Origin of the sequence: Mesorhizobium sp. M0909 (genome assembly GCF_040319515.1) — a bacterium.
Classification (GTDB): domain Bacteria; phylum Pseudomonadota; class Alphaproteobacteria; order Rhizobiales; family Rhizobiaceae; genus Mesorhizobium.
On sequence record NZ_JAMYOA010000003.1, the window covers coordinates 179,849 to 191,952 of the forward strand.

Annotated in this window: 13 protein-coding genes; 5 read left to right on the plus strand and 8 right to left on the minus strand. The window is 63.7% G+C overall.

Annotated features, from left to right (window positions below):
- The first annotated feature begins 70 nt into the window (after positions 1-70).
- From NKH83_RS05445 to NKH83_RS05455, 3 genes are all read left to right on the plus strand, one after another.
- Complete coding sequence (locus NKH83_RS05445; RefSeq protein WP_352479216.1) at positions 71-769, plus strand: phosphatidylserine decarboxylase; 699 nt, start codon at positions 71-73, stop codon at positions 767-769.
- 3 nt (positions 770-772) lie between these two features.
- Positions 773-1,588 (plus strand): CDP-alcohol phosphatidyltransferase family protein, encoded by an 816-nt coding sequence (locus tag NKH83_RS05450; protein WP_023677728.1) that lies wholly within the window; start codon positions 773-775, stop codon positions 1,586-1,588.
- Positions 1,589-1,779: 191 nt separating this feature from the next.
- Entirely contained in the window at positions 1,780-2,043 is a 264-nt protein-coding gene (locus NKH83_RS05455) for a hypothetical protein (RefSeq protein ID WP_352479217.1), read from the plus strand.
- Positions 2,044-2,061: 18 nt separating this feature from the next.
- On the opposite strand, the gene NKH83_RS05460 is transcribed toward NKH83_RS05455, so the two are convergent.
- Positions 2,062-4,284: an AMP-binding protein gene (locus NKH83_RS05460; RefSeq protein WP_352479218.1), complete on the minus strand. Its 2,223-nt coding sequence runs from the start codon at positions 4,282-4,284 to the stop codon at positions 2,062-2,064.
- A 139-nt stretch (positions 4,285-4,423) separates the two neighbouring features.
- Positions 4,424-4,831 carry a tautomerase family protein gene (locus NKH83_RS05465; RefSeq protein ID WP_352479219.1) on the minus strand — a complete coding sequence of 136 codons (408 nt, stop codon included), beginning with the start codon at positions 4,829-4,831 and terminating at the stop codon, positions 4,424-4,426.
- A 113-nt stretch (positions 4,832-4,944) separates the two neighbouring features.
- Here NKH83_RS05465 and NKH83_RS05470 point away from each other — a divergent pair, with 113 nt between their 5' ends.
- Entirely contained in the window at positions 4,945-5,799 is an 855-nt protein-coding gene (locus NKH83_RS05470) for a LysR substrate-binding domain-containing protein (RefSeq protein ID WP_352479220.1), read from the plus strand.
- Between the two features lie 129 nt (positions 5,800-5,928).
- Here the strand turns inward: NKH83_RS05470 and NKH83_RS05475 are convergent, their stop codons facing one another.
- On the minus strand, positions 5,929-6,903 hold the full coding sequence (locus NKH83_RS05475) for a DMT family transporter (RefSeq protein WP_352802427.1): 975 nt from the start codon (positions 6,901-6,903) through the stop codon (positions 5,929-5,931).
- Between the two features lie 351 nt (positions 6,904-7,254).
- Between NKH83_RS05475 and NKH83_RS05480 the strand changes: the two genes are divergently transcribed.
- The gene (locus tag NKH83_RS05480; protein ID WP_352802429.1) at positions 7,255-7,737 is read left to right on the plus strand and encodes an OsmC family protein; all 483 of its coding nucleotides are present in this window, start codon (positions 7,255-7,257) and stop codon (positions 7,735-7,737) included.
- 166 nt (positions 7,738-7,903) lie between these two features.
- Here NKH83_RS05480 and NKH83_RS05485 read toward each other — a convergent pair whose 3' ends face one another.
- From NKH83_RS05485 to NKH83_RS05505, 5 genes are all read right to left on the minus strand, one after another.
- Positions 7,904-8,125 (minus strand): hypothetical protein, encoded by a 222-nt coding sequence (locus NKH83_RS05485; protein ID WP_254820234.1) that lies wholly within the window; start codon positions 8,123-8,125, stop codon positions 7,904-7,906.
- 136 nt (positions 8,126-8,261) lie between these two features.
- Positions 8,262-8,891, minus strand: a complete 630-nt coding sequence (locus NKH83_RS05490) for a hypothetical protein (protein ID WP_352479224.1) — start codon at positions 8,889-8,891, stop codon at positions 8,262-8,264.
- 80 nt (positions 8,892-8,971) lie between these two features.
- Positions 8,972-9,712 (minus strand): SDR family NAD(P)-dependent oxidoreductase, encoded by a 741-nt coding sequence (locus NKH83_RS05495; protein ID WP_352479225.1) that lies wholly within the window; start codon positions 9,710-9,712, stop codon positions 8,972-8,974.
- 73 nt (positions 9,713-9,785) lie between these two features.
- Positions 9,786-11,255, minus strand: coding sequence for an amidophosphoribosyltransferase (gene purF, locus NKH83_RS05500; protein ID WP_352479226.1), 1,470 nt, complete (start codon positions 11,253-11,255; stop codon positions 9,786-9,788).
- A 132-nt stretch (positions 11,256-11,387) separates the two neighbouring features.
- The gene (locus NKH83_RS05505) at positions 11,388-12,059 is read right to left on the minus strand and encodes a CvpA family protein (protein ID WP_254820238.1); all 672 of its coding nucleotides are present in this window, start codon (positions 12,057-12,059) and stop codon (positions 11,388-11,390) included.
- Positions 12,060-12,104 lie beyond the last annotated feature (45 nt).

Below are 12,104 nucleotides of genomic sequence, written 5' to 3' on the forward strand. Positions count from 1 at the left end.
TTGTCGCGTTGCGACCGCGGGGTGTTTCCGCTATTGAGGCCGGACTTGGAACCAAGGTTGTCCTGATCCCATGAGCCTCGTCGACACGATCAAGAATGCGTTCGTTCCGATCCATCGCGAGGGTTATCCCTTTATCGCTGCGTTCGGCGCGGCGACGCTCTTTCTTGGCTATTTCTCCTCGACCCTGTTCTGGATCGGTCTCATCCTGACGGCCTGGTGCGCCTATTTCTTCCGCGATCCCGAGCGTGTCACGCCGATCGACGACCGGCTGGTTGTCAGCCCGGCCGACGGCATCGTCTCGGCGGTTGGCCCGGCCGTGCCGCCGCGCGAGCTTAACCTCGGCGGCGGCGAAATGACCCGCATCTCGGTATTCATGAACGTCTTTTCCTGCCACGTTAACCGCTCTCCGGTGCGTGGCCGCATTTCCAGGATCGAGCATCGGCCAGGAAAATTCCTCAACGCCGAACTCGACAAGGCAAGCACCGAGAACGAGCGCAACGGGCTGGTCATCGAAAGCCCCAATGGAACGGTCGCCGCGGTGCAGATTGCCGGCCTGGTGGCGCGGCGCATCGTCTGCTGGGCCGAGCCTGGCGGCGCCATCGGCACCGGCGAGCGCTTCGGGCTGATCCGCTTTGGCTCGCGCGTCGATGTATTCCTGCCCTCGACCGCGACGCCGCGTGTCGCCGTCGGCCAGACCGCGGTTGGCGGTGAGACGGTGCTGGCGGAATTCGGCGGCGTTGCTGCAACGCCGCTCGTGCGGGTGTCCTGACCGGTGGCGCCGCCGTTCAAGAAATTCGAGGCGCATGGCGGCGGAGGGCCGCGCATTCGCGAAATCCCGATGCGCATGGTGCTGCCCAATCTTGTCACGGTGCTTGCCATCTGCGCTGGCCTGTCCGGTATTCGCTTCGGCTTCGAGGGCCGCTTCGAGCCAGCGGTGGTGATGGTGCTGCTCGCCGCCTTCCTCGATGGTATCGACGGCCGTCTGGCGCGAATGCTGAAGGCGACTTCCAAATTCGGCGCCCAGATGGATTCGCTGGCCGATATCGTCAATTTCGGCGTGGCACCGGCGCTGGTGCTCTATGCCTTTCTACTCGACAGGGCAGGTTCGCCGGGCTGGATCGCCGCACTGCTGTTCACCATCGCCTGTGGGATGAGGCTTGCCCGTTTCAACGTGCTCGACGAAGAGCTCGACCGTCCGCAGTGGCAGACCGAATATTTCGTCGGCGTGCCGGCGCCGGCGGGTGCGGTGTTGGTGATGCTGCCGCTCTATCTGTTCTTCCTCAGGCTTGGGCTTGAACCCAGCCGCCTGGCGGCCTTCATTGCCACCGGCTTTACAATCTTGGTGGCGTTCCTGCTGGTCAGCAGACTGCCCGTCTATTCCGGCAAGAGCGTCAGGATACCGGGCGACAGGGTGCTGCCGATCATTCTCGCAGTCGTTCTCTACGTCCTGCTTTTGATGACCTATCCCTGGTATACGCTGACGGCCTCGGTTGCCGGCTACCTGGTCTTCTTGCCGTTCAGCGTGCGCGCCTATTCGAGACGCGCCAAGCGCGAAGGCGAGAAGGTGCCGTCGTCGGACATTGGCTGACGGATTTTGACTTGGGAGCGGCTCGCAGAGCACGCGGCGCTGTGGAACGCACCTCAAAAACCCGTTTTCGGAACTTGCTGGGCGGCCAGACCGTTTGTGTTGGTAGGTCCGTTTGAGCGGCTGGTCGTGATACGTCGTCAACGTCGCGCAAGCTGCCGCATTGGGCGCAAAACCATCGGAAACGAGGAGAAATGGCTGTCATCCTCATCGGCGCGTTACTGACTGTCGCCGGCCTCGTCTATATGGCGGTTGCGGCCATCATGCGCGGGCGGCTTAGTGAGCCGGCCGCTGTCTCCACCGCGCCGGATAGTCCGACCCCCAATCTCGCAACACCAGGTCCGACTCTGGAGCCGCGACGACGCGGGCTCCGTTTTCTCGGCCTGTCGCAGAACTGGCCGGGCCTGCTGATGATGGCCGTCGGCGTCATTCTGCTGTTGTCGGTGGTGGTCCTCTAGAGTTTTCGACAGCAAACCTCAGGCGGCTGCGCTCAGTCCCAGCCTCTCGAGCGCCAGCTTTCTAGTCGAGACATAGTCGGTCTTGCCGGAGCCCAGCACCGGGATCTCTTCGACCTTGACGATGTCGTTCGGCACCATCAGTTCGGCCGCCCCGGCTTTTTTGCCGAATTCGCGCAATTCGTCGGGATCCGCATTGGCGGCGGTGGTGACCAGAACGAGGCGCTCGCCGCGCCGCTTGTCCGGCACTGCCACCACGGCGTGATGCTCTTCTGGCCACAGCGACTGCACCAGCATCTCGACCGCACCAAGTGATACCATCTCGCCGGCTATCTTGGCGAAGCGCTTGGCGCGGCCGCGAATGGTGATGAAGCCTTCGCGATCGACCGAAACGATATCGCCGGTGTCGTGCCAGCCTTCGAGCGGCTGCAGCTCGCCCGGCCTATCGGCGGTCATGTAGCCCATCATCAGGTTCGGCCCGTCGAGCCACAGCCGGCCGGCGTCGCTAATGCCTTCGACCGGTTCGAGTTTCATGCGCATGGCCGGCAGCAGCCGCCCGACCGTTCCGTCGCGGCCGTGGATGGCAGTGTTGACGGCAACCACCGGTGCGGCCTCGGTCAAGCCAAAACCTTCGATGATCTCGGCCTGGAAGCGCTCGCGGTAAACCCGGCGCGTCTCCGGCTTCACCGCCTCGGCACCGGCCACGACGAAGCGCAGGCTGGAAAAATCGTCGTCCTTGGCGGTGCGGGCATAGTTGGCGAGGAACGTGTCGGTGCCGAACATCACCGTTGGCCGGACCTTGCGCGCCACCTCCGGAATAAGTTTGTAGTGGAGCGGTGACGGGTAGAGGAACAGCTTTACTCCGGTGACCAGCGGCAGGATGGTGCCGCCGGTTAACCCGAACGAGTGGAACACCGGCAGCACGTTGAGCAGGATGTCGGCAGGCGAGATGGTGATGCGGGCTTCCGCCTGCATCGCATTGGCAAGAAGGTTCCGGTGCGACAGCACCACGGCCTTGGGCGTGCCTTCCGAGCCGGAGGTGAACAGGATCACCGCCGGCTTGGCCGCATCCTGGCGCTGCAGCGGCCAGCGCCACAGCAAGGCGGCTGCGGCCTTGTCCAGCACGGTCACGCTTGCGCGAACATCCTCCAGCCACAACAGTTTCGCCCCGCCTTTTTCCACCGCCTCGACGATGTCGGCGAGGTTGGCCTTTTCGACAAAGGCGCGTGAGGAGACCACGGTGCGGATCATCGCCGTGCGGACGGCGGCGGTGACGCTGGCCGGGCCGGCGGTATAGTTGATCATTGCTGCCACCCGCGCAGCCGACAAAAGTCCGACGAACGACAGCACGACCCCATTGGCGTTGGGCAGGAGCAGCCCAACCGCTTCGCCCGGCGCTGTTATTGCCTCGAAGCGGTGGCCCAAAACCCTGGCGCCGATGAACATTTTCCGGTAGCTCAGCGCGCCACCAATGACGTCCTCGACAATTGGATGCGAAGCGCCAACCCGGTCGGCGGCATCGCGCATGGCAAGAAACAGGCCGCGATCGAGATCGTTGCCGAAAAGCCTGGCCTCAGCGAAGCGATCGAACAACGCATTTGTGTTGGAGGCCTGATCGGGATTCCGCGCCACCAGCTCGGCAATGGTCATCGGCTCCAGCACGCTGATCGACAGCTGCGGAAACCAGTGGCGGGGCGCCTTGTCCGCCGGCGTCAGTGAAGCCGGCAGGCTGCGTGCGCCGGCAACGAAGATCGGCACGATGCGCGCGTCGGCCTGCATGGCGATACGGGTGATGGCGCGAAACAACCGAAACGACTTGACGTCGGGCTCGACCGCATCCGGCAGGTAAACGGCGAGCCGGCCCTTGCCCTTCAGCACCCGCACCAATCTGCGGCTGACGAAGACATGCTCGGCGTTGAAGGCGATGGTGCGGCCGAGCTCACGCCACGGCTCCAGCCACGGCGACCTGGCCGAAGCCTGGTCGAGGATGTGCAGCGTGTCCTCCGGCAGCAGCGACAGCATCAGCGCCGGCTCGATGCGTGACTGATGCCAAACGACGTAGATGACCGGGGCCGCCGACTTGCGGGCAATCTTGATGCGCTCGTCGCTGATCCGGTAGGCGAGCTTGAACGGCACGTAGAGCAGCGCCTGGCTCAAACGCAGGCCGAGGCGGAACGTCTCCACCACGCCGATCAGCAGCCAGGCCGCGACAAGACCCGCAAGCAGCGCCAGTGTCAGGATCATCGCCGCATCTCCCAACAATCTCACGTCACGGCTCTTCAGTGGCCGCTTCGGGTGAGAACCTAGCCGAAGTTGGATCAACGTCAATGCGGCTCCATTTTCCTTTTCTCCTGTCATCACTGGATTCGGCTGCCTATCGCAGCTACGCCGCTTTCATCCTTCCGCTGATGAAGCGGAATTCCTGCGTCTTGCCGCCAAAGCCATAGGCGGCCGCAGGCACTTCATGCACGAGGGCGTAGCTTTCCTCATGCACCTTGCCCAGAAGCCGGCCGAATGCGGCAAAAATTGCCTGCAGATACGCCTCCAGCTCGAGCTTGGTGTTGGTGCCGTCGACAACCTTGATGTCGAGCCAAGCCGTGTTGGCGCCATGCTCGGCCAGCGACTTGCCGCCGGCGAACCAGTGCTCGGGGTCGTGATAGGAAATGGCAACAGCTGTAATCGTTGCATCTTTGCGCAGATGCATGGCCGTCAGTTCGGTCACCTCCTTGGCAATGGCGGCTGACAAACCGGCATCGGGTTTGCCGGTGACGCTGACATTGATGATCGGCATGTTTCTTCTCCTCGGCTTCAAGCGGCGTTTCTCGCCGTCGATAAAATCGTGCCATCATTACTAAATCAAAAAAATCGAATTGTTTTTGATAAACACTTTGATAGTGTCGAATTATGCAGATGTTCGATCCCGACCTCCTCAAGACTTTCCTCGCTTTCGTCGATGGCGGTTCCCTGGCGCGGGCCGCGTCGATCGTCGGCCGCTCCCCGTCCGCAGTGACCGCGCAGATGCAGCGGCTGGAGGATGTTGTCGGCGAAGCGCTGCTGGTGCCGCAGGGGCGAGGGCGCGGTCTGACGCCGGCAGGCGAGGATCTGGTCGGCCACGCGCGTCGCATCCTTGCCGCGCACCGCGAGGCGTGGCTGGCCCTCAAAGGGGCGCGTGCCGACGGGCGCGTCGCCATCGGCACCACGCAGGACTTCGCCGACAGCGGCTTGCCGCAGCTTCTCAGGGCTTTCGCTGTCAGCCATCCGCGCGTCAGGATCGAATTGCGCGTCGGCCGTTCCGCTGAACTGGCGCAGGCTTTGCAGGCCGGCACCCTTGATCTGGCCATTGCCATGCGGCAGGTGGCGACACGCGACGAAGTCGGCGTGCTCAAGGAACCGATGATCTGGCTTTGCTCACAGAATGGGCTGGCCACCCGCCATGACGAACTGCCCTTGGCACTGCTCGATCCTCATTGCGGGTTTCGGGAAGCGGCGACCAGTGCACTCGATGCGGCCGGCCGTCGCTACCGCATTGCTGCCGGCAGTGCCAGCCTTGCCGGCCTGCGCACGGCAGTGCACGCCGGCATCGCCTTGACGTTGAGGACTGCGCGCTTCGCTCATTCCGGCATCGTCGAGGCGCCGCGCGATCTTGATCTGCCGCCAGTGCCGGTCGCCGAATTCGCCATCCGCTTGCGTGAGGATGCCGATCGGCCAGCGCAGGATCTGGCCGCGTTGTTCAGCGGCAACCTAGCCTTGGCCAACTGAGCCAGCAAAGAAAAAGCCGACCTTGCGGTCGGCTCTGAGTAGGACGGGCCGAGGGGTTTGGGGGGACTTGGGGTGGCCCGTCGCAGCCATAATGACTGAGCCCTATGATGGTTCCATGACTTTTCAAATTTATTTTGAGGAACGGACTTCTCGTGATCGGACCGCCAACTCGCCCTCGGACGCGGCGAGGATCGGTCCTGCATCCTCTGCGCGCTGCCTAGCCATGAGCCAGTCTCGGCCGGCGTGAGCGAACACCGCGCAAAGCACGATGGCCCCGCCGAGCATGCTGGCTGCCGGCGGGATCTCCGCGAGGAACAGGAAGGCAAACAGGATCGCGAATGGCACTTCGGCCGAGCCCAGCAATCCGGACTCGGCCGCCGGAATAAGCCGGGTGCCCTCCGTCCACAAGATCGAGGCCAGCGCGAACGAGGCGCCGAAGGTGGCTAGAAGCACAGCATCCCAGGCCGAGACGGCCAGCGGCTCGGCGATGAGCCAGCCGAGCACGAACAGGAGGAACGCCGACACGGCACCCGCCCACACCACCGGCGTGTCGCGGAAGGCCCGCACCATGATCATGTAGAGGGCACTGCCGATCGTCATCAGCAGCGCCAACCCGTCGCCGAACAGATGGCCGGTGCCGAAGCCGGACCAGACCATGATCGCCACACCGCACAGTGACACGGCGGCGGCGGCAAGCGTCTGCAGCCGGAACGGCTCGCGGACCAGCATGAAGGCAAGCAGCGCGGTGACGAAGGGTGCGGTGGCGTAGATGATCGCGACATTGGCGACAAAGGTGAACTTGAACGCCGAGATGAAGGCGATGCTGGCGAGCGCGCCCTCGATCGCCAGCAGCCAGCCGCGCCAGCCGAGCCGCAGGCTGTCGCGACCGCCGGAGCGCTGGCGACGCCATAGCACATAAAGGCTGATCAGGATCGAGCCGACGAAGCCGCGCCAGCAGGTGATGGTCAGCGGGTCGGCATGGATCGATTTGGTCAGCACGCCGGTGAGGCCGAAGACGGCCGCCGATGCCGAGACCAGGATGATGCCGAGGGTACGTTCGCGGGCGCTTTCCACTGTGCCTGACATGTCCAGCGATTCCGTCATTTCACCAGCTTACGCTGCCCCGTCCTGACACCATAGTGTCAGCTTGATCGAGGCGTCGTGCATCGAAACAGCAGACGGCAGCGCCGTTGAACAGGATGCCCGCAAGAACCCTTTCGCGGGTTTCCAGGGTGGCGATATCGGCCATATGTCCGGCGGCCTTACGAATGTGTTGCGAGAGAGGGTGTGAAGGCGTTGGATGTCGGGCATCCGTATCGTCCGGCTATACGGGCGAAACCCTGCCAAGCGCTACGCCAGCGGGGACTTGCGTTTGGGGCAGGCGACACCGCCGTTAAGCGGCGAAGCCAGACAACTATGGGAGAGAAATGAAATGGACGCGATCGCATTAAGGCCATGCAGGCGCCGCTGAAGGAGGCCTATCGCGACGACGCCTCGCGCGCGCTGATTACCCTCAAGGCCAAGGGCTCGATCGACGACCAATCGATCGCCTGCAAGGTCGAGACGGGCAGGGCGATTGCCATTGCAGGGCTGCATCCGGCGACCGGCGGCACCGGGCTCGAACTCTGCTCCGGCGACATGCTTCTGGAAGCGCTGGTGGCTTGCGCCGGTGTCACGCTGAAGGCAGTGGCGACGGCGCTGGAATTCAAGCTTGGGGCCGCCACGGTGGAAGCCGAAGGCGATCTCGACTTTCGCGGCACGCTTGGCGTGGCGAGGGATGCGCCGGTTGGCTTCCGCGCCATCCGGCTGACATTTGGGCTCGACACCGACGAACCGCAGGAGCGCATCGATGCGCTGCTCAAGCTGACCGAGCGCTACTGCGTGGTGTTTCAGACCATCAGCCAGAAGCCGGAGCTGACGGTCAGCGCGCGACGCTGACGATCTCCCCCTTGAGGGTCCCTCAGGGGGAGATGTCGCCGAAGGCGACAGAGGGGTTGTCTCGCGTGAAGTGCCAACCGCTGCAGCAGGCCGAGCGCGGTCGGACCAGCCTGGCCTGTCGGCCATGTCCCCCCAAGGGTCCCTCAAGGGGGGAGATCACGTTCTCCTACTGCGCCGACGGCTCCTCGGCGTCGCCCTCGTCGGCGAAGGGCGAGGCGCTCGGCACGCACTGCACCGACCAGCCGGCCGGCGTCGGTTGCTTCTGGTATTCGGTTATGGCGAAGGCGCACTGTTCGCGGGTGTCGAATGTGCTGGGCAGCACGACCATGCCGCCTTGCGGGCCGGCGATCACCAGATACCAGACTAACGCTACGCTCGGTGCCGCCATGAGTATTTCCTCGCTCTGCTTGTTTGGGAGTCGCACGATCCTAGCAACTCCGGCCCAGCGGCGAAAGCTGGGCCAAAGCGCGGCGTTAAGCCACGGCATCACAGCCGCGTGATGTCGGTCGTTTTCCGGCTGTGGTTCAGTTCACCGCAAAACAATAGAACAGGCCGTCGCCGCCGGTGCCCTTCAGCGCCTCCTGGCTGCAGCCACCGCGTGACGCATGCGAGGAATTCCACGATTTGGCGGCTGCCGAATCATCGAGGCCGGTACGATCGTGATGACCCATCATCGCCACACCTTCTGCTCCGCTCAGCGTCCAGTCGCCGCAGGTCTGGTCGGCTATTTTCGTGCCATCCGGCTTGGAGCCGGTCAACACGTCGTGCCGGTTGGGCGTGTCGCCGCGGCCGTTGACCATTTGGCCCTTTTCGTCGAGTGCCGTCTTTTTGGTGATGGCGTTGGCATCGCTATGCAAGGAAGCGACATCATCGGCGATCTTGACGCCCTTGGCGTTGAACCACGGGCCTTTGCCGATACGGTCGCGTGCATCGGTATCGCTGGTCGAGAGATAAGCGCGCCATGTCTTGCCGGTAACGCCCGCGGCTTCGGCCAGTGAACTACAATGGGCGTCGGCGCCGGCCACACCGCCGAGATCGGCGCCTTTGCCGGAGCCGACGCTGGTGACGAAAAAGCTCATCGTTGCCTCCTGCGACGACGTGGCGCCGATAACTGCAAGCAGCGCGGTGGCAGTCAAGAGAAGCAGTCTCCGCATATGGTCCTCCGTTCCTCGAATTGTGGCACCCGAACAACGTTGGTGCCGGCGCAATTCTTCCGGCAAAATGCGATGTGTGGCTACTCCGGCTGCCGGTAGGCGACAAAGCGATTGTGCTTGGCCTGGAAGATCAGCCCGGTCTCCTTGAGCATAGGGCTGGCCAGCGGCACGATACGCTTGGCGATCTCCGAAGGGTGCGGCAGTGTTTCAGGATCCTCGCCGGGTACGGCCTGCGCCCGCATCGCGGTGCGCGTTGCCCCGGGATCGGCGGCATTGACCCTGAGCGGCAGGTTTTCGGTCTCATGCGCCCATGAACGCGTCATGGCCTCGACCGCCGCCTTCGACGCCGCATAAGGCGCCCAGAAGGCGCGTGCGGAGTGGGCAAGGCTGGAGGAAAGCACGATAGCACGGCCGGCATCGGAAAGCCTGAGCAGCGGGTCGACCGAGCGGATCAGCCGCCATGTTGCGGTGACGTTGATGGTCATCACCTTCTCGAAGGTCTTGGCCTCGACATGGCCGATCGGGGCGATGACGCCGAGCACAGCGGCGTTGGCGACCAGTATATCGAGCTTGCCCCAGCGCTCGTGGATGGCGCCGCCCAGCCGGTCGATCCCCGCCATGTCGGCAAGATCGAGCGGGGCCAGCGTCGCCTGTCCGCCACCTGCCTTGATCTGGTCGTCGAGTTCTTCCAAGCCGCCGACGGTGCGAGCAACCGCAATCACATGCGCACCGGCCGCGGCAAGCTCCCTGGCGATGAAATAGCCGATACCGCGCGACGCGCCGGTGACGACCGCAACGCGGCCGGAGAGGTCAAGGCTCATACGATGATTCCGACAGGCAAGGTGAAGCCGCCGTAAGGGGCCAAGGGGACGGAGACAAACGGACCGGCAAGGCCTACGACCCGCCGGCCGCTAACAGCGACAGCGTGCGCACATTGTCGGAGCCTTCGAAATCGGCAAGCCGGGTCGGATACTGACCGGTGAAGCAGGCGTCGCAGAATTGCGGCTGCTCGTTGTCGCGGCCGGCTTCGCCGACGGCGCGATAGAGCCCGTCTATCGAGAGGAAGCCGAGCGAATCGACGCGGATGAACTCGGCCATCTCCTCCACCGACATGCGCGATGCCAGCAGCTTCGATTTCTCCGGCGTGTCGACGCCGTAAAAGCAGGAGGCGCGCGTCGGCGGCGAGGCAATGCGCATATGCACTTCCTTCGCGCCGGCATCGCGCACCATCTGCACGATCTTCTGGCTGGTGGTGCCGCGCACAATGGAATCGTCAACCAACACCACACGCTTGCCTTCGATCATGCGGCGATTGGCGTTGTGCTTCAGCTTGACGCCCATGTGGCGGATCGAATCGCCGGGCTGAATGAAGGTACGACCGACATAGTGGTTGCGGATGATGCCGAGCTCGAACGGAATGCCCGCGGCCTGCGAGAAGCCGATCGCCGCCGGCGTGCCCGAATCCGGTACCGGCACGACGATGTCCGCCTCGACCGGGCTTTCCAGCGCCAGCTCGGCGCCGATGCGCTTGCGTACTTCGTAGACATTCCGGCCTTCGACAGACGAATCCGGCCGCGCGAAATAGACATATTCGAAAATGCAGAAGCGGGTCTTCTGCGGCTCGAACGGGAACAGGCTTTCGATCCCCTTGCTGGTGACGACGACCATTTCGCCGGGCTTCAGGTCACGCACGAAACGCGCCCCGATGATATCGAGCGCACAGGTTTCCGAGGCGAGGATCCAGGCACCGTCGAGATCGCCGAGTACCAGCGGGCGGATGCCGAGCGGGTCGCGGCAGCCGATCATCTTCTTGGACGTCATCGCCACCAGCGAGAAGGCGCCTTCGACCTGGCGCACCGCATCGATAAAGCGCGAATTCAGGTCGCGCTCCTTGCTGGTGGCAACCAGATGCAAAAGCGTCTCGGTATCGGAGGTGGAAGAGAAGATGGCGCCTTGCTTCTGCAGCGCGCGCTGCACGGTCATGGCGTTGGTGAGATTGCCGTTGTGGGCGACGGCAAAGCCGCCATCGGCAAGTTCGGCGAAGAAAGGCTGGATGTTGCGCAGGCCGGAGCCGCCGGTGGTGGCGTAGCGCGTGTGGCCGATGGCACGGTTGCCTTGCAGGCTGTCGATGACACGCTGCTTGGTGAAGGTGTCGCCGATCAGGCCGACATGGCGTTCGACATGGAATTGGGTGCCGTCGTAGGAAACGATGCCGGCCGCTTCCTGGCCTCGATGCTGCAACGCATGCAGGCCGAGGGTTACGATGGCTGCGGCGTCCTGCCGGCCGAAAATGCCGAACACGCCGCATTCGTCGTGGAAATGGTCGTCGGCTTCGGCGGAAAGCACGTCGTCTGCGTCTGCCATTGGGGGCTCAAGCTCCGCTAAAGTCGCCATATAAGGTCATAGCGCATCGAAAGCAACGCACGTCGTGCGGCGTTCACATGATCGTCAGTCTTGATGCCTCGCCAAGTCTGCAGATTGGCAAGTCTGTCGAAATCAGTTTGCCGGCGCCGGGTTTGCAGGTGCCGGCGTCGCGGGCGCATTGTCGGCCGGTGGCGCGTCGCTGTCATCGGGTGCCGGAGCGGTGGCGTCGTCGCCGGCGGCAGGTGCTTCCGCTGCAGGCGCGTCTGGGGCCAGAGGCGTCTCGGTGGCTGGCTGATTCGGATTGAGCTTGTTGAGGATAGCGTTTTCCGGATCCTCGGGCAGCAGGCTTTCGAGCTTGGCGCCGATCGATTCGAGCAGCGGCTTTGACTTGGCGTTGGCAATCCAGCCTGGGGCCTTGGCGCCGGCCAGCCAATTGAAGAAAAGCAGCGCAACAGCGACGACCAGGATACCGCGCGCCGCGCCATAGAGGAAGCCAAGTGTACGATCGAGCGCGCCGATCCTGGAATCGATGATCCAGTCGGCGAGCTTCATGGTGATGACCGAAACGACGATCAGCGCGACAATGAAGACGATACCGGCGGCCGCTGCCATGGCGGCCTTTTCGTTGTCGATATAGGGCTGAATGTAAGGCAGCACCGGCTTGTAGAAGAAGAAGGCGGCCGCTGCAGCGGCTGCCCAGGAGATGATCGACAGGATCTCGCGCGAAAAGCCTCGAACCATGGCGAGCATCGCCGAGACCAGGGTGAAGCCGACGAGAATTCCGTCAAGCAGCGTAATCGGCATGTTTTCGCCCCACTCCGATCTCTTTTTCGCGGCTCGACGAGCCGC